The organism is Botrimarina sp. (assembly GCF_040219535.1).
GTDB lineage: Bacteria > Planctomycetota > Planctomycetia > Pirellulales > Lacipirellulaceae > Botrimarina.
Genome location: NZ_JAVJSH010000022.1, coordinates 1 through 21,948, shown reverse-complemented (window position 1 = coordinate 21,948; position 21,948 = coordinate 1). Strand labels below are relative to the sequence as shown.

At 70.5% G+C, this 21,948-nt stretch carries 20 protein-coding genes; 7 read left to right on the top strand and 13 right to left on the bottom strand.

Translation table 11 applies throughout. The features are described from left to right. Positions 1 to 777, top strand: coding sequence for a BON domain-containing protein (locus RIC11_RS13505; RefSeq protein ID WP_350212126.1), 777 nt, complete (start codon positions 1 to 3; stop codon positions 775 to 777). A 12-nt stretch (positions 778 to 789) separates the two neighbouring features. On the opposite strand, the gene RIC11_RS13500 is transcribed toward RIC11_RS13505, so the two are convergent. The 13 genes from RIC11_RS13500 to RIC11_RS13440 all read right to left on the bottom strand — a co-directional run bounded on the left by RIC11_RS13500 (position 790) and on the right by RIC11_RS13440 (position 15,955). Next, on the bottom strand, positions 790 to 1,563 hold the full coding sequence (locus RIC11_RS13500) for a hypothetical protein (RefSeq protein ID WP_350212124.1): 774 nt from the start codon (positions 1,561 to 1,563) through the stop codon (positions 790 to 792). A gap of 24 nt (positions 1,564 to 1,587) precedes the next feature. Then, a complete protein-coding gene (locus RIC11_RS13495; protein ID WP_350212122.1) occupies positions 1,588 to 5,001 on the bottom strand; it encodes a secretin N-terminal domain-containing protein in 3,414 nt (1,137 codons plus the stop codon). A gap of 201 nt (positions 5,002 to 5,202) precedes the next feature. Beyond that, on the bottom strand, positions 5,203 to 6,171 hold the full coding sequence (locus tag RIC11_RS13490; RefSeq protein WP_350212120.1) for a hypothetical protein: 969 nt from the start codon (positions 6,169 to 6,171) through the stop codon (positions 5,203 to 5,205). Then, positions 6,168 to 7,616, bottom strand: coding sequence for a hypothetical protein (locus RIC11_RS13485; protein ID WP_350212118.1), 1,449 nt, complete (start codon positions 7,614 to 7,616; stop codon positions 6,168 to 6,170). Before RIC11_RS13485 ends, RIC11_RS13490 begins: the two co-directional genes overlap by 4 nt. 86 nt (positions 7,617 to 7,702) lie before the next feature. Then, positions 7,703 to 9,343, bottom strand: coding sequence for a type II secretion system minor pseudopilin (locus RIC11_RS13480; RefSeq protein ID WP_350212116.1), 1,641 nt, complete (start codon positions 9,341 to 9,343; stop codon positions 7,703 to 7,705). Continuing rightward, positions 9,343 to 10,203, bottom strand: coding sequence for a hypothetical protein (locus RIC11_RS13475; RefSeq protein WP_350212115.1), 861 nt, complete (start codon positions 10,201 to 10,203; stop codon positions 9,343 to 9,345). Before RIC11_RS13475 ends, RIC11_RS13480 begins: the two co-directional genes overlap by 1 nt. Next, complete coding sequence (locus RIC11_RS13470) at positions 10,200 to 10,634, bottom strand: prepilin-type N-terminal cleavage/methylation domain-containing protein (protein ID WP_350212113.1); 435 nt, start codon at positions 10,632 to 10,634, stop codon at positions 10,200 to 10,202. Before RIC11_RS13470 ends, RIC11_RS13475 begins: the two co-directional genes overlap by 4 nt. Next, the gene (locus tag RIC11_RS13465; RefSeq protein WP_350212111.1) at positions 10,631 to 11,197 is read right to left on the bottom strand and encodes a pilus assembly FimT family protein; all 567 of its coding nucleotides are present in this window, start codon (positions 11,195 to 11,197) and stop codon (positions 10,631 to 10,633) included. The genes RIC11_RS13470 and RIC11_RS13465 overlap by 4 nt, the downstream gene beginning before the upstream one ends. Next, positions 11,175 to 11,597, bottom strand: a complete 423-nt coding sequence (gspG, locus tag RIC11_RS13460; protein ID WP_350212109.1) for a type II secretion system major pseudopilin GspG — start codon at positions 11,595 to 11,597, stop codon at positions 11,175 to 11,177. The genes RIC11_RS13465 and gspG overlap by 23 nt, the downstream gene beginning before the upstream one ends. Before the next feature lie 110 nt (positions 11,598 to 11,707). Continuing rightward, the gene (locus RIC11_RS13455) at positions 11,708 to 12,913 is read right to left on the bottom strand and encodes a type II secretion system F family protein (protein ID WP_350212107.1); all 1,206 of its coding nucleotides are present in this window, start codon (positions 12,911 to 12,913) and stop codon (positions 11,708 to 11,710) included. A gap of 106 nt (positions 12,914 to 13,019) precedes the next feature. After that, the gene (locus tag RIC11_RS13450) at positions 13,020 to 13,304 is read right to left on the bottom strand and encodes a four helix bundle protein (RefSeq protein ID WP_350212105.1); all 285 of its coding nucleotides are present in this window, start codon (positions 13,302 to 13,304) and stop codon (positions 13,020 to 13,022) included. A 31-nt stretch (positions 13,305 to 13,335) separates the two neighbouring features. Further along, positions 13,336 to 14,982, bottom strand: a complete 1,647-nt coding sequence (locus RIC11_RS13445) for a GspE/PulE family protein (RefSeq protein ID WP_350212103.1) — start codon at positions 14,980 to 14,982, stop codon at positions 13,336 to 13,338. A 205-nt stretch (positions 14,983 to 15,187) separates the two neighbouring features. Beyond that, on the bottom strand, positions 15,188 to 15,955 hold the full coding sequence (locus tag RIC11_RS13440) for a hypothetical protein (RefSeq protein WP_350212101.1): 768 nt from the start codon (positions 15,953 to 15,955) through the stop codon (positions 15,188 to 15,190). Between the two features lie 251 nt (positions 15,956 to 16,206). Here RIC11_RS13440 and RIC11_RS13435 point away from each other — a divergent pair, with 251 nt between their 5' ends. From RIC11_RS13435 to cdd, 6 genes are all read left to right on the top strand, one after another. Beyond that, complete coding sequence (locus tag RIC11_RS13435) at positions 16,207 to 17,253, top strand: endonuclease/exonuclease/phosphatase family protein (RefSeq protein ID WP_350212100.1); 1,047 nt, start codon at positions 16,207 to 16,209, stop codon at positions 17,251 to 17,253. A gap of 33 nt (positions 17,254 to 17,286) precedes the next feature. After that, a complete protein-coding gene (gene deoC, locus RIC11_RS13430) occupies positions 17,287 to 17,988 on the top strand; it encodes a deoxyribose-phosphate aldolase (RefSeq protein ID WP_350212098.1) in 702 nt (233 codons plus the stop codon). Positions 17,989 to 18,070: 82 nt separating this feature from the next. Next, positions 18,071 to 18,919: a purine-nucleoside phosphorylase gene (locus RIC11_RS13425; protein ID WP_350212096.1), complete on the top strand. Its 849-nt coding sequence runs from the start codon at positions 18,071 to 18,073 to the stop codon at positions 18,917 to 18,919. Between the two features lie 130 nt (positions 18,920 to 19,049). Beyond that, complete coding sequence (locus RIC11_RS13420) at positions 19,050 to 19,895, top strand: purine-nucleoside phosphorylase (RefSeq protein WP_350212094.1); 846 nt, start codon at positions 19,050 to 19,052, stop codon at positions 19,893 to 19,895. Between the two features lie 79 nt (positions 19,896 to 19,974). Beyond that, entirely contained in the window at positions 19,975 to 21,261 is a 1,287-nt protein-coding gene (locus RIC11_RS13415; RefSeq protein WP_502879393.1) for a thymidine phosphorylase, read from the top strand. A gap of 33 nt (positions 21,262 to 21,294) precedes the next feature. Continuing rightward, the gene (gene cdd / locus RIC11_RS13410; protein ID WP_350212090.1) at positions 21,295 to 21,690 is read left to right on the top strand and encodes a cytidine deaminase; all 396 of its coding nucleotides are present in this window, start codon (positions 21,295 to 21,297) and stop codon (positions 21,688 to 21,690) included. Positions 21,691 to 21,948 lie beyond the last annotated feature (258 nt).

Below are 21,948 nucleotides of genomic sequence, written 5' to 3'. Positions count from 1 at the left end.
ATGGGCCGCCGGCCTATCTTACTAGTTTTCGTCGCGGCCGCGGCGATCTTGACTCTCGCGGCCGACGCGCAGGGGCAGGGCCGCGCGGGGGGCGCCAGTTCGTTCGGCTCGTTGGGGGGCGGCTCGTCACTGGGGCAATCTAGCTTCGGCCAGTCGTCGTTCGGCGGCTCCTCGATGGGCCAATCCGGCTTTGGTCAGTCGGGCTTCGGCCAATCTAGCTTCGGCCAGTCGTCGTTCGGCCGTTCGGGCGCGGGGCAGTCGTCCGGCGGGCTGTCGGCGTCGCCGTTCGGAGCAGCAGGCGGCTTCGGGGCGCAGACCGCCGGCGTGCAGAGCCAGGGCTTCGTGGGTCGCAGCGGCGCCGACATGCAAAACTTCTTCGGCGGCGCCAGCCAGCAGCAGTTCCGGAACGCGATGCAGCGGAGCCAACGCGCCGGCCGCGACGCCGGCGGCGGTGGCGCCGAGGGCGACACCGAGCGTCGGCCCGCGGTGCGCGTCCGACTAACCCTCTCGGACCGGTTGAGCCAGACCGTGGCGAGGTCGGCGCCGAGCGTGCGGGCGGCCGAGTCGAACGTCGCCGACCTGTTCCGCCGCAAAGGCTACGGGCAGGTGTCGGTGTCGGCCGCCGAGGGCGTTCTGACGCTGCGCGGCGCCGTGGCCAGCGAGTCGGAGAGGATGGTGGCCGAGAAGCTCGCCGAGATGGAGCCCGGCGTGGAACGCGTCGAGAACGAGTTGGTGGTCGCCGCCGAGCCGCCCGAGCTGCTCCCGGCGCCGCGTTAGTCGCCGCGCCGATCAGCGGCTCAGGTTAATGGTTGTCGTCGTCAGGCGGCGCTTCGGGGCGGGAGGGGCCTCTGCGGTGGCCGACGCGGCCGGTTGGCCCGCGCGGGGTGGCGGCGACTGGAACCCGGCTTGCTGCACGGGCGGCGCCGGTTTGCCGGCGATCATTACGCCCTCGCCGGGCGGGGCCCCGACATCCCGGCCGGGGAGGCGCTGGGTCGCCTGGTCGCTCACGACCAGGCCGCCGCCGCCGGCCGGTTCGAACCGGGCGATAAGGCTGATGTCGGTGCTGGGGCCGCCGACCCCGCCCCACGGGAGCCACACGCTGTACGACGCGCCGATCTCCGATTGGCTGAGGTGATTGCCGAACTGCTCGGCCGGGAACACGTACCGCCGGGTCGGCTTGTGGTCGGTCGGTTCTCGGCCGCTCTCGTCAAACGCGTAGACGACCAGCCGCCCGTCGACGGCGATCGGATCGGCGCCCCGATCGTAGAAGTAGAGTCGGCCGCCGAACCCCCGCTCCGCCGGCTCGCCCGGGGCGTGCCGCACCGTGTCGGTCCAGGTAGCAACGATGCGGCTGGGCTCGCCCTCGCGTGGTTTGTCCTTCTCGGCGCCCCAGTCGAGCGGGTTGAGCGACCGTTTCTCTGCCTTGGCGACTGCCGCGCCGTTCGCTTCGGTCGCCGACGGGTTCGGCGTCCAAAGCGTCTGGCAGCCGGACGCCGCGGCGGCGATCGCCAGGCCGATGGTCGCGAGGGGCCGGTTTGCTCGGTGGACGCACATAGCCTTCATCAGATCCAACTGGGAGAAACCGCCTCAGTACGACGCGGCCGTCGCCGGCAGCCGGCGCGGCGGCCGATCGGCTTGCTGGTACGACGCCGACCGCACCGGCGAAACGAACGCCGGTTGCTCGACCGTCGGCGGCGCGCCGGGCGCCGGGAGCGGGTCGACCTCGGGCGGCGCCGGCTCGGCGGTGGGCGAAAGGAGCTCCACCTCGGACGGCACGTGCGTCGGGTAGCACGCGTCGGCTTCGTTCCAGGCGTCGCCCCGCGTGCGCAGCCCCGACGGGCCGTGCAGTTCGATCACGTCGCTGAGCACCCAGCTCATCCGCGACGACTCGACCTGCTTGAGCATCTCGGCGTCCACTTCCGAACGCACCACACGCGGCGTAAGGATCACGAGCAGCTCGGACCGCGTCTGCTCGACCGCGTCGTAGCGGAACAGGTCGCCCAACAGGGGGATGTTCGACAACAGCGGCACGCGGCGGTGCACGTCGAACGTCCGCTTCGTCAGCAAGCCGCTGAGCACGATCGTCTGGCCGCTGGCCGCGCTGACCGTTGTCCTCGCTGTAGTCGTCGCGATCTGCGGCGCCCGGATCACCTCGCCCGTGGGCGAGACGTTGATCGCGACCCCGTCTTCTTCCTCGCCGACCTCGGACTTCTCGGCGAACACGTTCATGACGACCTGGCCGTCGGGGCTGATCCGGGGGGTGACCTGGAGGATGATGCCGACCGGCTCGTACTCGACGGGGAAAACCTGGCTGCCGAAATTCGTCTGGTTCACGCTCGTGATACGCGGCACGCGGGCGCCGACCTGGATCTCGCCCGGCCGCCCGTCGAGGGTCATGATCTGCGGTCGGCTCAGCACCTCCAGCCGCCGGTTCTCTTGCAACGCGCGGAGCAACGCGCTGACGTTGCCGCTGCTCGCGGAGAACACGAACCCACCGAAGTTCAAGTCGCTGTTCACACGCCCCAGCGCGAAGTTGGAGAGCCCCTGCGCGCCCACGTTGCCCGCGCGTTCGAACGCCCGGTCCGAGCCGTTGTTGCCCAGCGGCTGGTTGTTGAAGTTGAAGCCGGGCGCGAGGTCGCTCGAGATGACGCTCTCGGTCGTGGTCGACACGGTCGCGCCGCCGGGCGACTGCTCGTTGATCGTGGTGGTGATCCGCTCGATTTCGGACAGCAGAGAGCGGTCGAACAGCAGCGAGTCCTGCAGGCCGAGCTCCACGCCGAACTCGTCGGTGTCGTTCAGGCCCACCTCGGCGATGAGCACCTGGATCATCACCATCGGCGGCCGCTGGTCGAGCTGTTCGATGAGCCGGCGGAGCTCGTCCTCGTAGCGCGGCGTCGCGCTGACGATCAGGCTGTTGGTCGCCGACTCGGGCACGACCACCACCTCGCGGTTGATCAGCTCGCGCGGGCTGATTGCCAGACCCGCGTCGGCCTCCGCGGCGCGCTCGGTTTCGAGCCACTCGTTGAGCACCTGCGCGACCTCCAGCGCCTGCGCGTTCCGCAAGCGGAACACGGTCGTGCGACGCACGCCGACCTCCGCGTCGTCGAGCCGCAAGAGGATCGCCTCGACGACGGCCAGGTCCTCGGCGGTTCCCGCGGCGATGATGCTGTTGGTGCGCGGATCGACGGTCACCGTAAGCGGCGCGAGGCCACGCGATCCGTAGCCGCCGGGCTCGTCGGAGTCCTCGTCGGCGCCGAACAGCGAGTTGAGCATCGCGGCGAGGGCCTCGGCGTCGCCGTTGGCGATCTCGAATACCTTCAGCTCCGCTTCCGCGTCGGGCGCCACGTCGAGGCGGCGCACGAGGGCCTCGATCAGCGCCATCGCGCTGGGTGGAGCGGTGACCACCAGCGCGTTGCCCCGTGTGTCGGGGGCCACGCGCACGCCGGAGAGCACGCCCGACTCGAGCGAACTGCCGTCGAGCGCTCCCACGCGGAGCGCGGCCGATCGCGCGCCGGGCCCCTCGGGGTCGTCGTCGCCTTCGGCCGGGTTGATCGCCGATTGGAGGAGCTCGGCCAGCTCTTCGGCGCGGGCGTTGCGCAGCGGGAACACGCGGACCTCGTCGACGGCCGCGCCGCGGGCCGCGTCGACCTGCTGGATCAGCGAGGCCACCTCCCTCTGGTCGCGTGGGGCCGCGCTGACGATGACCAGGTTGTTGCGGACGTCGGCCACGACGAAGGCCCGCGAGCGGAGCAGCGACGCGGCCTCCTCGCCGCCGGCCTCGACCTGTTGCTCGAAGTACTCGTCGATCAGCGCCTTGACGGCGCCGGCCGAGGCGTTTTCCAGCGGGTAGACCTCGAACTGGTTCGCCGGCTCCACGGGCTGGTCGAGCTGGTCCACGAGGCCGAGCGCGAGCCGCACGTTCTCGGCGCGGCCGATCAGCAGCAGCGCGTTGGGCTTCGCCAGGCCGGTCACGCTCAGGTCGCCCACGCGCGGGCCGAGCGCCTCCTCGTAGACTTCCGAGAGCAAGCGGGCGAGGGAGTCCGCGTCGACGTGGTCTAGCCGGCGGACCCGTATCTCGGGGGTGGTCTCGGCGCTGAGTCGCTCGATCTGATCGATGATCTGCATCACACGCTCGACGTCTTCTTGATCGCCGCGGAGCACGATCACGTCCAGCCCTTCGACGAATTCGATACGCACCGGCCCGAGGATCGACTCGTCTTGGGCGACACCGGCTGCGCTCGGTTGCTGCGCCGGCGCCGGCCGGCCTTCGGCTTGCTCGTCGGGCGAATCGGCGACCGCCGCCGTGTCCGAGGCCTGGATCGCCTGCAGCGCGGAACGCACGCGTCCGGGCGACGCATTGGCTGTCGAGACGACACGCACCGCGCCCCGCCGGTCGGCTGAGTTCGGGTCGGGAGGCGCCTGAGAGCTCTCGATCGCCGCGATCACGTCCCGCCAAGCGGCGGCCGATTCGGGGTCGCCGTCGATCGTTACGGCCCCGTCGGCGGCGCGGACGCGGATGCGCGTCGCCCGGGCGCCCCCGAAGGGCGCCGGGAACGTCAGCTGGGACCGGTCGGCGCTCCAGGTGGCGGGCAGCGGACGCTTGGCGAGCCGCTCGATCCGCTGGTGCAGCTCGCTCGGCGTCAAACGCCTCAGCCGCAGCGGGCCGTCGGCGGTGGGCGCAGCCTCGGGTTGGGCGGGCGGAGCCGCCGGCTGCGGCGGGGCGATCGGTGCGGGCGCCGGCTTAGGGGCGGGCGCTGGCGCCGGGGCAGCAAGCACCCGGAGCAGGTCGCCGTGAGTCTCGAGCGGGGCGAACAGCAGCAGCCGGCCGGTCCGTTCGTCCCAGACCGATCGCACCTCTTCTGGCAGCTCCGACCGCCAAGCCTCGACCGCGGTCCGCCGATCGTCGGGCACCGCGTGCGTCTGCAGCACGTCGTCGCCGGGCTGGGCGAGCGACGGCGCAGCGGCCCCCACGGCGAGGAGGCCGGCCAGCAGCCATCGCACTGGCGCGGCGTGTCGTCTGAGCTCGAGCAGAAGCGGCATCGGCCCCCCCAGCCGTGCGGTGGTCGCGCCGCCACCCACTCGGCGACGCGTCCGCGCACTGGTTTCGCGTTGGCCGGTACAACCGGCGCCACCCGGATCATCGGCAAAGTCTGCCAGGCCTCGCCAGATATTCTGGCGGCCGCGCCGGCGAGCGAGCGGGTGCTAGCTGCCGGCCTTTTGAGCGTCGTCGGCGGCTTGCCGGAGGGTGTCGTCCGATAGCGACACGGCCCACTGGCCGGCCTCGGACTCGACGGTCATCTCGCGCGGGCCGACGCTCTTCACCGTGCCGGTGAGCGAGCCGACTTCGAGCTTGTCGCCCGCCTTCAAGCGGAGTTGCTCGCCGGTCGTGCGGACGAGCACCCACGCCTGCAGCTCGGCGCCGTCGCGGACGATGCCGGTCAGCTTCGCGTGCTTCGCGTCGTCGAACGGCGGCGGCTCGGGCCGCGGCTCGCTCCTGGCTACCGGCTGCGGGTCGGGCCTCGGCGGCGGGGGCGGGGTGTAGCGAGCGAAGAGGTTGCGGGCGCCGATCCGCTCCGCGTAGGCGGCGGCTTCGGCCAACCGCAGCCGGGGCGGCTCGCGTGGTTCCTCGGGTAAACCCGCTTCGCGCGACGCGCCGTCCACCACCAACGCGGCGCTCGTGAGTGAAACGACACGCCAGCGCTCGCCCGTGTCGTCGGCCGGGCGCAGCTGCAGGTTGGTCAGCTGGTGCAGCACGCCGAGCCGGTAGTACGCGTCGAGGAAGCGGACGACGGCTTCCGGTGGGCCGCTCGCAACGGCGTTGAAGGTCAGCTCGGTGGCGGCGTCGTCGAAGCGGCGAGTGGCCACGCCGCGCACGCTGTCGAGCTCGAGGCCCGACTCGCGGATCGTGTCCTTGAGCCAGTCCGCGTAGGCCGAGCGGGCCACGTCGGCGTCGGCGGGAAGGGAGCGGGTCTGCAACAACTCGAGCCGCTCGCGCGCCTCGCGGCCGCGGAGGACCTCGAGTTCCTGGTCGTAGAGGGCCTCTTCGAGTTGGTCGACCGTTGAAACCCGACGGTCGTACGCGCCCTGGTACGACTGCCAGCCTTGCCAGCCAAGCCAGAGCACGACGATCGACACGACCACGCCGACGAGGAATCGTTCGCGCTGGTTCACTGAGCGGCCTCCTCGGCGTCGGACTCGGCGTCGGGGGCGGGCGAGCTAGCGGCCGTCGGTTCTGGGGAGGGCGCCTCGGCGGATTCGGATTCGGACGCCGGCGGCGTGCGGACTACGGCCGAGTACTCGTAGCGGTAGGCGTCCTCGGCGTCGGCCTCGGCGGTCGAGATCGGTTCGACCGGGCGGCTGCTGTCTCGCAGGCGGGCCTCCAAGTCGCTGGTCGAAGCGGTGCGGGCGAGCGCGCGGAGTTGCATGCGGCCGCCGGGGGCGCCATCGCCGGAGGACGTGGCGATTAGTTGGGTGAGCCGCACGTCGGTTGCGACGGGGAAATCGTCCGAGTCGAGCGGTTCGGGCCGCAGCTTCACGCTCAGCCGCTCGAGCTCGTCGAGCCACGTGACATCGGACTCGAGCCACCGGTCGAGCGCCGCGGCCTGCTCCCGCTGCGGCTGGAAATCTTCGGCGTACAGCTCTTGGTCGTTCAGCTCGGTCTGGAGTTCGGCGATTTCGCGGTCGAGCGCGGCCAGCCGCTCGTAGGCCATCCATCCGCCAAACAGCAGCACCGAACCGGCCGCCGCGGCCAGCAGCGCGGTCGTGCGGCGCGAGCCGCGCTTCTCTGGCGGCCGCCGCGGGTCGGCCAGGTTGATGACGGCGTCGCCTCGGGCGCAGCTTAGCACCATCCCCCATGCGGCGCGGTTCTGCTGAAGGGCAGCGGCCTGCTGCGGGTCGAGCCCCTCGCCCGGCGCGGCCTCGCTGAGCGAGTCGCCGTCCCAGTCCGAATAGACGGTCGGTTCGCCCCCTTCGGTCGGGAGCGACAGCAGCGTGCGGCGGAGCTCACGGCGGGCCGACGCTGCCGGGTTGTCGCCCATGAGTCGGGCGGACCGCGCCGCGACCGGCTCGCCGCCGCGTGTCGCGACGATGTCGACCTCGTCGCCCGCCCGGGTGACGACAACCACGGTGTTCCGCTCCTGTGCCGCCAATCCGCAAGCGGCCAGCGACCGGGGAGTCGCTAGCGCCAAACGGCCGCCGAGCTTCGCAGCCACCTGTCGCCAGAAATCGATCGTCGCCGACGGGGCCCAGGCGACCAACAGCTCAAGCGGCCCCTCGGCCGGGCGGCTCGGCGGCACGAAGTCGACGATGATCCCGTCCGCGTCGGCGGCCGCTTCGCGGGCGGCTTGCAGCTTCACCAGGTGCGGCAGCTCTTCGTCGGGCGCCGGGGGGGCCGCGAGTCGCCGCAGACGGGCCTCGCTCGGCGGCAGCGCCACGGCGAGTTGCAGCTTGCCGCCGCGCAGCGTCGGCGCCGCGCTGCGCAACGCTTCTGCTACGGCCGCGGGGTCCGCTGCGAGGGGCGTGATGAACGCCGCCACGGGCCGTGGATCGCCGCTCGCTGTCTCCGCGAGCACGGCGCCGACGCCGCGGCTGTCGATCTGGAGGGCTAAGGTCTGCAAACTTTCGGACGAAAAAGGGGCGGTGGGAGTCCTCTAGTTTACGCTCCCAGTCGCGCCGAACGCCAATCACCGCCGCAGCGGCCGCTTTAGGGGGCGATCGGTTGCTCGGTCGGCGACAGCGTCAATGCCGGGTCGAAGCCCGCACCCAGAGGGCTCAGGTCGCGGCGTAGCGCAATTCGCGGCGGCGACGCGGTCGTGTCGAGCACGACCTCCAGCCTGCGCACCGGCCCGCCGGCCTCGTACCCGCCCACCACCTGCGCCCGGTAGACCGCTCCCTGGCCGGTCACGTAGGGGGCGATGTCCCGCATGGTCTCTAGGTCGAGATAACCCTCGGCGAGCAGCCAGCTGGCGTGCAAGCGGTCGATACGCGTCGAGCCCGCGGCCGGGTCGCGGCTGGCCAGGATGGCGTCGACCGCCTCTAGGGGCATGCCGGGCACGCCCGCCAGCACCGGCCGCGGCGCCGTGTTGATGTTCACGCGGCCCGGTATCGACTCGGCGTCCGTCGTGGTGAGGGTCTGCATCAGATCCGTCAGGCCGTTGGCCACCGTGCCGCTGGCCTCTTGCCAGGGCGATTCGACGAGCGTCGGGCTCAGTTCGCCCTTCTCGACGACCCGCACCGTCACGCCGACCAGTTCGAAGAGGTCTTGCACCGCGACAGCAGCGGGCGTGTCGAAATCGACTTGGATCGACTCGGGCGCTTTCGTCGGCAGCGGGCCGTTAGAAGGTCCTCCGCCGCCAGAGTCGCTTGGCGGTGGGGCCTGGCCGCCGCCCCCGGCGGAGAGTCCGGCCTGGTCGTCGTCAGGCGAGTCTTCCGGCCCGCCCTGACGGAAGGCCACGACGAAGTTGGCGGCGCCCTCGCCCAGCAAGCCGGCGATGTCCGCGTGCAGTTGCTCGAGGTCGTCGGCGTTCACATTGATCTTCGGCGTGCCGTCGGGCTGCACGTTCGCCTCGGCGCTGTAGAGCGTGAGCATCGACGCCCAGCCGCCGTCCAGCGCGCCGGTCGAATTGTCGACCGGCAACGGGACACCGGCAACTTCCGCCGTGTCGGCGACCGCGTTGCGATTAACGTCCACACCCCAGAGCAGCTCGGGCGTGACGTCCTTGACCAGCAGCAACTGCTCGATCGTGGCTAGCGGGCCGTTCGCCGGCGCGTAGGGCGGCGTCTGCGTCGAGTAATAGTCGCGCTCGGCGCCGAGGGTGCGTGGGGTGTCGTCGTCGTCGAGCCAGTCGAGGATCGCGTCGGCAATCGCTTCGGTCATGCCGGGGAGGGCCATCAGCTGGTCGCGTGCGGCGCCTTCTTGCCTCGTCTCGGCGACGAGCAGCGTGTTGAGGTTCAGCCGGCCCGAGTCGTCCTCCAGGCCGAAGCGGGCGCCCTCCAAGCGGAGCGGCCCCCACATCGGCGCGACGACCGACGCCCGCACCCTCAGCTCGGGTTCGACGCCGTCGGCGATAAGCATCGCGCGGAAGCGGCCGGGGTTGCTCCACAGTCCGCCGTCTTGCTCGATGCTGGTCGGCTCTTCGGACAGGTAGAGCTTGAGCATCTCGACCGCCGACTCGGCGGCCAGCAGCGCCTGCTCTTGACGCGTGGCGGCGTCGGCCGCTTTGCGCTCGGCGAAGGTCCAGTCGTAGTAGGCGAGGTTGACGATCGACAGCAGGGCGATGACCACCAGCACCACGAGCAGCACCACGCCGGTCGGCCGGTTCTCCGGGGAGCGTCGGGCGGGCATCACGCGGCCTCCGGTTGCGGGCCGTCGGCCGACGCGTCGGCCTCCTCCGTGGGCTGCTGCTGGTCGGCCGCGGCGGGGAGTCGCACGAATCGCTGGTAGGTGCGCGGGTTGCGGCGCTCGAGCGGCGCGGTCGGGTCGTTCGCCTCGTCGGCGGGCAACAACTGGATCGTCACCAGCACGCCTAGGGGCGCCGCTTGCTGCTCGTTCATGTCCCACACCGGCTGGTACTGCGCACCGTCGTAGTACTGCAGCTGAAAGCCGATGACTTCTTGAGCGATCGGCGCCGCGACCGGCGCGGCTTGTCCTTGCTCGACGAGCCACAGAGCCGCGTCGCGCGGCGCGATTGTCCGCACCAGGCCCTGCTGGCCGGCGACCTGCGACATGCCGTAGACGACCTGCGACCAACCCGCGTCGATCCGCGCCGTGGGCGGGAGGGCCGGGTCGGCGGCGGTCACGAGCGACTGCGACAGCAGCCGCACGTCGAGAGTGATCGTGTCGGCCGTGCCGTTCACGCCGGGCATGGAGTCGTCGTCCGCGGCGGGGTCCGCCGACGCGCCGGCGGCGTCCGCTTCCGGGTCCTCGGCCGGATCGTCGACCTCGTCCACGTCGAACCGAGCGGCCGCCTCGGCTGCGGCCATCAGTTCGGACACGTCCTGCGTCGGCGCGGTGGTGACCGCCCGCAGGTCGGCGGCGATCAGGTCGAGCACCGCCCGCGCCAGGTGCGCCTGATCGACCGTCGTGCGGCTGTCGTCCAGGCGTATCAGGTGGAGGTTGATCGCCGACCCGAGCAGCGCCACGAGCGTGATCGACAGCGCGATCGCCAGCAGCAGTTCGATCAGCGAGAAGGCGGCGCGGCTCACAGCTCGGCCTCCGTGGTCGACTGTGTGAGCGAGGGATCGAGCATCCACCTCACGAGCTCGACCGAGTCGAGCAAATCGGCCGCGTTGCCCTCGGGCGTGCTGGCGCGGACGCGCACCGCTTGTAGGCCTTGGAAAGGGGTCGTTTCGATCGCGATCGAAACGACCGCTCGCGGCGGCGCCGCCGGGTCGTCGGGGTCGGCGATCGGCAGTCCGGCCGCCGGCGTGAGCGCGCGCACGCCGGCCGCCACCTCGTCGACGACGCTCGCGGCGATCTGCGTGAGCTCGGACTCGTCGGCCACGCGCCGAGCATTCTCGTGCGACCTGCCCACCGCGTGGCCGAGGGTCGCCAGCGCGAGGCCCAGGATCGCCAGCGCGAGGATCACCTCGAGCAGCGTGAAACCGCGTCCGGCAGGTTGGCGGCGCCGGCTCACGGGACGACCTCCGCTTGCGCGTCGTCGGTGATCCGGGCCGCGCCGGTCAAGCCCCGCAACGCGATCGTGCGGCGCCGCCCGTCGGCCGCCTGGATCACCGCAAACGCATCGTCCGTCGAACCGTCGGCCCGGAACACGATGCAGGCGCTCAGCGTGGGGTCGGTCGCGGGCGCGTCGGGCGCGCCGGCCGACACCTGCGTGAAGACGACATCGCCGAGCCCCTCGTCGGGATCGTCCTGGGTCGCCGGGGCCGGGGCGGGCTGGGCCGGTGTGGGCTGGGCCGCGGCGGCCGCCGGGTCGGCCTGCAGCTCGAACAGCCGGAAGTCTCCCGTGCCGAGCTGCGCCTGGAAGGCCACCGGCTCGCCCGCCCGGATCGCCTGCAGCCGGGCTTGCGCCCAAGCGTCGCGCACCTGCTCGGCGGCCGCGTCGAGCCGCACGCGGGCCATCGTGCCGGTGAGCGACGGCGCAGCGATCGCGGCGATGGTCACGGCCAGCACGAGCACGAGCAACAGCTCGATTAGCGTGAAGCCGCTAGGCCGATTACTCGTCGGTCGAGATGTCATCGTCGGTGCCGTCGTTGCCGTCGGGGCCGGTCGACCACACACGGTAGTCGTCGCTGGTGACCTCGTAGCGATACTCGTTGTCCCACGGGTCGAGCGGGATGGTCTTCTTATCCAGGTAGGGCTTGGTGCCCCAACGCTCGGCAAGCTTCGCGTCGCTCGGCTTCTTCACGAGGTCGTCGAGCGACTCGGGGAGCTTCTTCATGTTGAATTGGTACATGTCGATTGCGCGGCGGAACGTCTGCACCTGGCTCTTGGCGGCGTTCTTCAGCGCGCGGTCTTGGGAGCCGAGCACAGCGACCGACGCCATCGACCCCAGCACCACCAGGATCACGAGCACCAGCAACACTTCCAGCAGCGTGAAGGCGCGTGCGGCGCTCCGTCGGCGGATTCGCTTGTTCATCCAGTGCCTCTCTACTATTCGGGTTTCAGCGGTTCTGGCGGGTAGCGCGAGCTGACTCGCGGGCGCCGCCTCGGGTTTCTCGTACGCGGTTTGGTGTTTTTGCCTTCCGGTCACAACGCGCTGCCGGCGTTGACGATCGGCATCAGCAGCGCGATCACGACGACCAGCACCGCGCTGGCCAGCAGCACGAGCATCAGCGGCTCGATCAGCCGGACCGCGAGCTCGATCTTACGCCAAGTGCTGCGCTCGAGTGAGTCGGCGACTTGCTCGAGGACCGCTTCGAGGCTGTTGGATTGCTCGGCCACGGCGATCATCTCGACGACGTCGCGTGGGAAGTCGCCGCTCGCTCCCAGCGGCGCGGCGAGCGACTCGCCCGACTTGATGTTGTCCGACGCGTCGGTCACCACCCGCGACAGCACGCGGTTGCCGGCCGAGTCGGCCGAGATCTCCAGCGCCCTGACGATCGGCACGCCCCCCTTGAGCAGCGTGCCGAGCACGCGGCACAGCCGCGCGACCGCCAGGCTGCGGGCGATCGGGCCCAGCAGCGGCGCCTTGATCCGCAACCGGTCGAGCGTGTCGCGTCCGCGCGGCGTGGCGGCCCACTTGGACACGCCGTACGCGGCCGCGGCGAGCGCGGCCAGGATCAGCACGCCCCAGGCGCCCAAGAACCCGCTCACGGCCAGCAGGGCCTCGGTCAACCAAGGCAGCTCGCCCTTTTCGCGCATCCGCTCGAAGATCTCGGCGACCATCGGCACCGCGAAGACCACCAAACCGGTGACCACCAGCACGCCGATCACCGACAAGATCATTGGGTACGCCAGCGCGCCGATCACCTTGCCGCGGAGCTCGGCTTGTTGCTCGGTGAACGCGGCCACGCGGTCGAGCGAGTCTTCGAGGAAGCCCCCTTCGCCGCCCGCGCGAACCATGCTCACGGCCAGCTCGCCGAACGCGCGCGGGTGGCGCGCCATCGCCTCGGCCAAGCTGGCGCCCTGCTCGACTTGCGAGTAGAGGTCGTCGAGCACCGCGGCGAGCCCCGCGTGCGACGCCTGCTCGCGCACCACCGCCAGCGACTTCAAGAGCGGCACGCCGCTCCGCAACAGCGCGGCGAGCTGGTTGTAAACCGGCGTGACCTTCCCCGACGGCACGCGGATCGATCCGTCGTTCGTGACGACCGACCCCTTCGCAGGCTCGACCTTAACCGGAAACAAGTCCTTAGCGGACAGCGCCGCCAGCGCTTCGCGCTGCGACCCGGCAGAGAGCGTCCCCTGGAGGAGCTCGCCGGCGAGGCTGCGGGCGGTGTAGGCGAAGTCGGGCACGGGGGATTGCGGATAGGGGACTGCGGATTGCGGATTAGCTGCGGCGCGAGGTCTTGATGCTCGCCACGATGATTGCTGTCAGCTCGTTGGCTTCTCGTAAGAGGTCTTAAACTCGGAGGGCGTCGACTAGCTTCGAGTCAACCAGGAGTTCGATCCAGTAGATCGATTCGTCGGCTTCCTCTTCGCAGATGCCGAGTTTCGAGCGGAACTCGGCAGCGCTGCGGGCTCGGCACGCCGCTCTGTAATTCGCGCCGACTGAGGTTGCTGAACGAAGCAGTTGTTTGCCCAGCGTGTCCGCGACCATGTCGCTCGGCAGCGAACGAACAAGCCGAATCGCTCTCAGTCCAAACTCGCGCGTCCTCTGTCGGATTTCATTGGCTTGCTCGCTCATCAATCCGCAATCCGAGATCCCCAATCCCAAATCATACCTGGTCGCCTCGTGTTACTCGGGCGACTTCTTCCACCGTGGTGACGCCCGCCAGGCACTGGCGCCAGGCGTCTTGGCGGAGGGTCCGCATGCCGGTCTTTAGCGCGGCTTGGCGGATCTCCCAGCTGCTGGCGCGGTCGTGGGCGAGCTGGCGCACCGGGTCGGTCGTCGCGCACAACTCGAAGATGCCTTGCCGGCCCGCGTAGCCCAGTTCGCGGCAATCGCGGCAGCCGCGCGGCTCGTAGAGCGTCGCGCCTGTCTCTTCGAAATCCTCCCAGGGGAAATCCCGCGGCAGGTCGTCCCGCCGCGGGGTCGTCGGCTGGCGGCACTTCAAGCAGAGCTTCCGCACCAGGCGCTGGGCCATCACCGCCTCGATCGTGCTGGCGACCAGGAACGGCTCGATCCCCATGTCGATCAGCCGCGTGTACGCGCTGGGGGCGTCGTTCGTGTGGAGCGTGCTGAACACCAAGTGACCGGTCAGCGCCGCCTGGATCGCGTTCTCGGCGGTCTCGTGGTCGCGGATCTCGCCGACCAGCACCACGTCCGGGTCGTGGCGGAGGATCGACCGCAGCGACGCCGCGAACGTCAAGCCGATCTTCGGGTGCACCTGGATCTGCGCGATCCCCGGCAGCTGGTACTCGACCGGGTCCTCGGTGGTGATGATCTTGGTGGATTCGTCGCGGATCTCTGTCAGCGCGCTGTAGAGCGTGGTGGTCTTGCCCGAGCCGGTCGGCCCGGTGACGAGGACGATCCCGTGCGGCGCGCGGATCAGCTCGCTCATCTGCTCGTAGAGCGCGTCGCCCATGCCGAGGCCTTGCAGCGAGAAGTTCATGCGGCCCTTGTCGAGCAGACGCATGACGATCCCCTCGCCGTGCACCATCGGGATGACCGACACACGCACGTCGACCTCGCGCCCCTCGACGCGGAGCTTGATCCGCCCGTCCTGCGGCAGCCGCTTCTCTGCGATGTTGAGCCGCGCCATGATCTTCAGGCGGCTGGTGATCGCGGCGCGGAAGTGGTTGATCTCTGGCGGGGTGGGTTGCTCGACGAGCAAGCCGTCGATCCGGTAGCGGATCCGCAGGCCGTTGGCTTCGGCCTCCATGTGCACGTCGCTTGCGCGGGTCTGGATCGCTTCGAGGAGGATCTCGTTCACCAAGCGCACGACCGAAGCCTCTTGCGCCCCCTCGGCCAGTTCGGCCGCGTCGGCGTCGATGTCCTCCAGGAGCTCGACGCCGCCGTCGGCTTGACGCGCCGCGACGAGCCCCTCGACGGTTTCGCTGCCCACGCCCAAGTGGGCCTTCAACCGCTCGGCGATCTGCCGGCGTGTCGCCACTAGCGGTTCGACGGCCAGGCCGGTGACCGCGGCCACCTCGTCGAGCGCCTCGAAGTCGAGGGGGTCGCTCGTTGCGATCCAGAGCGTGCCGTTCTCTCGGCTGACCGGGAACAGGCCGTTGCGGTGCATCAACCGCTGGGGGAAGGTCGTCAGGAGCGAGAGGTCCGGGTCGAGCTTGTTGAGGTCGACGCACTCCGCGCCGATCTCGTCGGCCAACGCGGCGAGCACCGCGTCCTCGGTCGCCAAACCCCGTTCGACCGCCAACTCGTGCGGCGGACGCCCGTGCGCGTCGCCGTTCAGGCCGCGCAATTCGGTAGCTCCCTCGGGTGTCAGGGCGCCGTGTTTCAGCAAAACCGCAAGTGAATCCACAGACGCCGCCCGGGTGTTCCGGCAGAGATCAACTGCCGCGATTATCAACGCCACATCGCCGGGCGGCAAACCGCCGCCCGGCGTGGCGTTTCGGTGTTTGCCCCCATTGCATGCGGCGATCCGTCATGCGGAGGGCTGCTTCGGCTCAGAGTTCCGGCTCACCCCCCGGCGGAGGTGGCGGCGGGCCCGGCCGTCCGCGGCGACCCTCTGGGCCCCCCGGCGGTGGTCCACGTCGGTCGCCCCGGCCGAATCCGCGCGGCCCGCGCGGCGGGCGGTCTCCGCCGCGGCCGAACCGCGGCCCGTCCTGCTCGCTCATCGCGAACGGCTCGCCGAGCATCGAATCGAGCTTGGAGCGTTGCTCGCTGGTAAGAACGGTCAGCAGCTCCTGGCGGGCCGCTTCGCGAGCCTCGCGGATCTTCTCGTCGAGTTCCGCTTGGACCTCCCGGAGCTTCTCCCGCAGTTGGGTTTGCTGCTCCTGCGATAGGTTCAGCTCCTCCGCGAGCGGGCCGCCCATCAAGGCGCGGCCCGTCCCCTGGTCGAGTTGCTGCTGCAGGTTGATCTGCTTCAGGCGGTCCATCTGGGTCGTGCTGAGCACGCCGGCCACGCGCTGCTCGGCTTCTTCGCGCATCTGTTGGAACTGTTCGCGCATCGCGTCGCGGTCGACCTCGCCGCCGGAGCGCATCTGCCGGAATTGATCACGCATCTTGTCACGCATCTCGCTTTCGAGCGTGCGGAGCTCCTCGGCTTGGCTGTCGGTGATGTCCAGCTCCGAGCGGACCTCGTCCGACCGGAGCAGGCCGCCGATGCCGCCGCCGGGACCGCCTCTGCCGGGCGGCTGGGCCAGCGCCGCGGCGGCCAGGCCGGTGCAGGCGGCCGCCGTCAGCAGAACGCGGGTGCGGGGGATCGCTTTCATCAAGGCTTTTCTCCGACGAGTGCTGGGTGGCGTCCGGCCGCTGCCACGGCGGACGTGTCCGGATCACCACGAGGTTGTGTGTCCCTCTAAGAGCCTAAACACCGCCCCCCGGCGGAGGGCGCCGCCCTTTTTTGGTCGGGCCGGCGGCGGGGGGGGGCAGCGTTCGGTACCCCCCAGAGCCCCCAGCAGCTAAAGTGCCCTGCTTTACCCACCCCCGCGGCCCTCCCGGCCTCAAGCTCACCGACAACTGCATGCGCAAGCTATTCCTGCTATTCGCTTTTTCCGCTCCGCTCGTGGCCCCCGCGGCCCAGCCGGTCGACCTGCGGGTCGTGACGTTCAACGCCGAGATCCTCACCGCGCCGCGGGTCCGCGCAGGGCAACTGAACAAGTACCGCTTCGACTACGCCCGCGAGCGGCATCTGGAGCGGGTGGCCGGCTTGATCGAGACCCTGTCGCCGGACCTCTTGAACTTGGTCGAGGTGACCTCGGTCGAAGCGGTCGATCGCCTAGTCGAAATCCTCCATGAAAAGGGGTTCAGCGACTACCGCGGCTACCACGTAGAGTCGCACGACACGTTCAGCGGAATGGACGTCGGCGTGATCAGCCGCGTGCCGCTGCTCGCGCTAAGCGATGTCGGCGCAGAGGCCGGACAGAGCGAGCACCTGCAAACGATCTACTCCGATGCCGACGATCCCACCTGGCGGCAAGCCTTCTCGTTCGTCGGCTGGGAGGGCGACCAGCGGAAGGGCACGACCTCGCTCTCGCGCAACTCGATGTACTTTGTCGAAGTGAACGGGTGGAGGCTCGGCTTCTTCGGCTTGCACCTGAAGTCGAACCCGTCGGACGACTACTCCAACGCGAAGCGGACCGGCGAGGCCGAGGTCGTGCGCCGGGCCATCCGCGCCGAAATCGTCGCCCGCGGTTTCCTGCCGGTCGTGCTGGGGGACCTGAACGACTACGACCCCGACGTGCCCGACCGCGACGACTCGCGCTCGACCTCGACCGACGTTCTCCGCAGCATCAAGGACTTCGACCCCGACCGGCAAGGCCCCGAGCTGGTCAACGCGGCCAAGTGGGTCCAACGCAAGGCGGACCGCTACACGTCGCACTGGGACTGGAACGAGAACGGCGCGGCCGACGGCGACGACGTCTACACGATGATCGACCACGTGCTCTTGCCGACCGAGCTGGCCGACCACGTGCGCCGGGTGTTCATCTGCCGCACGGTGTCGCTGGACACCTCGGACCACTTCCCGATCGTGGTCGACCTCGAGCTGCCGCACCGCGAGGGCGACTAGGCCCGCCCCGACACAGGCGATATCATCCCCGCCATGACCGACGTGCTGGGGAAGATCGACCACGCCGTGCTCCACCCGACGCAGACCTCGGCCGACGTGCGCTCCGCGTGCGAGATGGCCGTGCGGCTCCGCGTGGCGAGCGTGTGCGTGAAGCCCTCGCACCTGGCGCTCGCCGGCGAGCTGCTCGACGGCTCCGGCGTCGCGCCGAGCACGGTCATCGGCTTCCCACACGGCGGGACGAGCACCGCCGCCAAAGTCGCCGAGACGGTCGCCGCGTGCGCCGACGGCGCCGAAGAGGTCGACATGGTGGTCAACCTCGGCCGGGTGCTCGCCGGCGAGTGGCAACTCGTCGGCGAAGACATCCGCGCGGTCGTCGACGCGGCCCGCGACGCCGGCGCGATCACCAAGGTGATCTTCGAAACCGGCCTCTTGCCCGACGACGGCCACAAGCGGCGCCTGTGCGAGCTGAGCGAAGCGGCCCGCGCCGCGTTCGTGAAGACCTCCACCGGCTTCGGCTTCGTCAAGGGACCGGACGGCGCGCTCCGCTCGACCGGCGCGACCGTCCACGACGTGCGCCTGATGCGGTCCGCGTGCGGCCCCGGCGTCGGCGTGAAGGCCTCGGGCGGGATCCGCTCGCACGCCGACGCGCTGCGGATGATCGAGGCCGGCGCGACGCGCCTCGGCACGAGCGCGACCGAAGCGATCGCGGCGCACGCGTCCGGAGAGTCGTACTAAGTCCCCGCGCTAGCGTTCACCGAGGCGGTCAAAGCCGCCCCTTCTGTGCCCCCCCCGAGGCCCGACCGGAGCCAGGATTCGCATGCTGCACGTTTACGAGCAGGTCCAAGAAGCAGCCGCCAAGGTCCGCACTGTCTGGGACACGGCGCCGCACGCGGGGATCATCCTCGGCACCGGGCTGGGGAACTTCGCCGAGAACATCCAGGTCGAAGCGACCCTCGACTACGCCGAGATCCCGCACTTCCCGGTCTCGACCGCGACCAGCCACCGCGGGCGGCTGGTGTTCGGCAAGCTGCGCGACTTGCCCGTGATGGTCATGGAGGGGCGCTTCCACGCGTACGAGGGCTACCCGCTCGACAAGATCACGCTGCCGGTGCGGGTGATGAAGGAGCTCGGCGCCGAGCTGCTGGTCGTGTCGCAAGCGGTCGGCGGGATGAACCCCTACTACAAGCCCGGCGACGTGATGCTCATCGACGACCACATCAACCTGCTGGGCGACAACCCGCTGGTCGGCGTGAACGACGACCGCCTCGGGCCGCGGTTCCCCGACATGTCGCGGCCCTACGACTCCGAGCTGCTCGACGAGGCACAAGCGATCGCCCGCCGGCAAGACTTCGTCGTGCACCGCGGCGTCACGGTGGCGGTGCTCGGCCCGTGCCTCGAGACCCGCGCCGAGTACCGCTTCCTGCGCGGCATCGGGGCGGACGTCGTCGGCATGTCGACCGTGCCGGAGGTGATCGTCGCGGTGCACTGTGGGCTCCGGACGTTCGGCATGGCGGTCGTGACCGACATGTGCCTGCCCGACGCGTTGGAGGTGGCCGAAGTGGAGGAGATCATCCGCGTTGCGAACTCGGCCGAGCCCCGGCTGCGGATGCTCGTGGAGGGAGTCCTCGATTACGAGGCGGGGAAGGCCCACGGCGAGAGGTCTTAGCCGAGCCGCGACCGTGAGGGAGCGACACCCGAGCCGTTGAGCCATGCGGTCGCTCCCTCACGGTCGCCGCGGCTGGATAGAAGAGCCTCCTCCGTGGCGCCAGAGCCTTGATGGTTTCAAGGGGAGCCAAGTGACCGGACTGTCCGAGAAAACCGCCGCCGCGTCCTCGGCGATCCTCGACGAACTCGGCACGCTCCGCCCCCGTGTCGCCGTGATCCTCGGGTCGGGCCTCGGTGGGTTGGCTGACCGGGTCGACGACGCGACGGTCATCCCGTACGCCTCGATCCCGCACTTCCCCCGCGCGACAGCCGCGGGCCACGCGGGCCGGTTGCTGGTCGGCGTGCTACGTGGGACCGGTCAATCCGTGCTCGCCATGCAAGGGCGGTTCCACCTCTACGAGGGTTGGACCGCGCGGCAGGCGGCCTTTCCGGTGTGGGTGATGAAACGGCTGGGCGTCGAGACGCTGGTCGTCTCGAACGCGGCCGGGGGGCTCAACCCGGCTTACAAGGTCGGCGACGTGATGCTGATCGAGGATCACGTCAACCTCATGTTCCGCAATCCGCTGGTCGGCCAGCACCACGACGCGCTCAAGCAACTCAACGTCGAGAGGCCCGGTCCCGACATGTCGGCGCCGTACGACCGGTCGCTCATGCGGGTCGCTGAACAGGCGGCCCGGTCGGGTGGGTTCGGCCTGCCCCGCGGAGTTTACGTCGGCATGCTCGGGCCAACGTACGAGACCCGCGCCGAGTACCGCATGTGCCGCGCGCTGGGGGGCGATGCGGTCGGCATGTCGACCGTGCCGGAGGTGATCGCCGCCCGTCAGTCGGGCATGCGGGTGCTCGGCCTCTCGGCCATCACCAACGCGTGCTCGCCCGACCAGCTCGGCGAGACCACGCACGAAGGGGTCGTCGAGGCCGCCGCCTCGGCCGGCGAGAAGCTGCGCGCCGTCGTCGAGGCGGTCGTCGCAGCCGGCTGAGCCGCGGACCGAGAGCCCCCCTCCGAGCCTCTTGTTCGGGCCCTTCGTTCCGTCGTTCCTTTGTGGTTCACTGCGGCCTATGAACGTGGCCCAACTCATCGCAAGAAAGCGCGACGGCGCCGAGCTAGAAAGCGACGAGATCGCCGAGCTGATCGCCGCCTACGCCCGCGGCGACGCGCCCGACTACCAGATGTCGGCCTGGGCGATGGCCGTGTTCCTCCGCGGGATGACGGTCGACGAGACCGCCGCGCTGACCGACGCGATGCTGCGCTCCGGCGAAACCTTCGAGCCCTCACCCCCCGGCGGGCCGCCCAACGTCGACAAGCATTCCTCGGGCGGCATCGGCGACAAGGCCTCGATCCCCCTCGCTCCGGCGCTGGCGTGCTGCGGCGTCCGCGTGCCGATGATCTCCGGCCGCGGTCTGGGGGCGACCGGGGGCACGCTCGACAAGCTCGAGGCGATCCCCGGCCTGCGGACCGGCTTCTCCACGGCCGAGGCGCAGCGGATCGCCGACCGGGTCGGCTGCGTCATCTGCGCCGCCTCGGAGCGCCTGGCGCCGGCCGATCGCAAGCTCTACGCGTTGCGCGACGTGACCGGCACGGTTCCCTCTATCCCGCTGATCACGGCGAGCATCATGAGCAAGAAGCTCGCCGAGGGGCTTGACGCTTTGGTGCTCGACGTGAAGCACGGCAGCGGCGCGTTCATGAAGACCATCGACGACGCGCGGGCCCTCGCCCGATCGCTGGTCGACACGGGCAGACGGGTCGGGGTCCCTACCACCGCGCTGTTGACCGACATGAACCAGCCCCTCGGCCGGCTCGCCGGAAACGCCGTCGAGATCGACGAGTCGGTCGCTTGCCTAGAAGGGGGCGGGCCGGGCGACTTGCGTCAGCTCGTGGTGGAGCTCGGCGCGGAGGGGCTCGTCGCCGCCGGCGTCGAGCCGACGCTCCGGAGCGGCCGAGAGAAGATCGCCGCCGTGCTCGACAACGGCGCCGCCCGGGAGAAGCTCGCAGAGATGGTGCACGCCCAAGGGGGCCACCTCGACGCACCGCGGCCGAGGGCCGCCGAGCTGGTGGTCGAGTCGGGCGCGGGGGGCTTCCTCGCGTCGGTCGATGCCGAGGCGCTCGGCTACGCGATCATCGAGCTGGGCGGCGGACGCAAGCAGAAGGGCGACCCGGTCGACCCGTCGGTCGGCCTCGAGATGCTCGCGCGGATCGGCGACCGTGTCGAACCCCGGCAGCCGCTCCTGCGTCTGTTTGCCGGCGATCGAGGGCGCGACGACGCGTCGCGACTTGCGCAGCAAGCCCTGCGAATCGGCGACCAGCCGGTCGAGCCGCCCCCGCTGATCGTAGAACGAATCGACTAACGCCCGTCCCCACTGCCGGGTCACGCCACAATGATGAGCCCCACTCCAGACGAGCAGGAACTGATCGACGCGGCTTCCGCCGCGCGGGCGAACGCGTACGCGCCGTTCTCCGAATACAAGGTCGGCGCCGCCGTGCGCGACGACCGCGGCCGGGTGACCGCGGGGGCGAACGTTGAGAACAGCTCCTACGGCCTGACGATTTGCGCCGAGCGAGTCGCGATCGGCGCCGCGGTCGCCGCGGGGGCGAAGCGGATCGTCGCCGCGGCGGTCGTGACCGACGGGGCCGCCGCGCCGTGCGGCGCGTGCCGGCAGTTCCTGTTCGAGCTGGGGCCCGATTGCCGCGTGCTGCTCGTCGGCGCCGACGGCGCCGTCCGCTCGGCGCGGACCATCGGCGAGCTGCTCCCGGATGGCTTCCGGCTGGCTCGCTGAGGCCACGCGGCCCGCCGACCCCAGCTACCAAAGGGAAGCCGCGGGCCGCCATCCCGATGGCGGCCCGCGGCTGGCGGATCAGGCAAACCCTCTCTCTCACTCTCGGACGCGAAGCTCTCAGTAGGTGATCACACAGTCCATGCCGAAGGCCCAGTTGTTGTAGTCCTCTTGGTCGGCGAAGCCGACGTTCGCGGCGGCGGCGTCCGACGGGGTCCAGTCGTAGCGGACCTCGGGGCGGATGACGACGTTGGCGTGCGG

Coding starts and splice junctions, on each gene's coding strand:
- RIC11_RS13505 (WP_350212126.1), top strand. CDS start 1: ATGGGCCGCCGGCCTATCTTACTAGTTTTCGTCGCGGCCGCGGCGATC.
- RIC11_RS13500 (WP_350212124.1), bottom strand. CDS start 1,563: ATGAAGGCTATGTGCGTCCACCGAGCAAACCGGCCCCTCGCGACCATC.
- RIC11_RS13480 (WP_350212116.1), bottom strand. CDS start 9,343: ATGCCCGCCCGACGCTCCCCGGAGAACCGGCCGACCGGCGTGGTGCTG.
- RIC11_RS13465 (WP_350212111.1), bottom strand. CDS start 11,197: ATGACATCTCGACCGACGAGTAATCGGCCTAGCGGCTTCACGCTAATC.
- gspG (WP_350212109.1), bottom strand. CDS start 11,597: ATGAACAAGCGAATCCGCCGACGGAGCGCCGCACGCGCCTTCACGCTG.
- RIC11_RS13450 (WP_350212105.1), bottom strand. CDS start 13,304: ATGAGCGAGCAAGCCAATGAAATCCGACAGAGGACGCGCGAGTTTGGA.
- RIC11_RS13440 (WP_350212101.1), bottom strand. CDS start 15,955: ATGAAAGCGATCCCCCGCACCCGCGTTCTGCTGACGGCGGCCGCCTGC.
- RIC11_RS13435 (WP_350212100.1), top strand. CDS start 16,207: ATGCGCAAGCTATTCCTGCTATTCGCTTTTTCCGCTCCGCTCGTGGCC.
- deoC (WP_350212098.1), top strand. CDS start 17,287: ATGACCGACGTGCTGGGGAAGATCGACCACGCCGTGCTCCACCCGACG.
- RIC11_RS13425 (WP_350212096.1), top strand. CDS start 18,071: ATGCTGCACGTTTACGAGCAGGTCCAAGAAGCAGCCGCCAAGGTCCGC.
- RIC11_RS13415 (WP_502879393.1), top strand. CDS start 19,975: ATGAACGTGGCCCAACTCATCGCAAGAAAGCGCGACGGCGCCGAGCTA.
- cdd (WP_350212090.1), top strand. CDS start 21,295: ATGAGCCCCACTCCAGACGAGCAGGAACTGATCGACGCGGCTTCCGCC.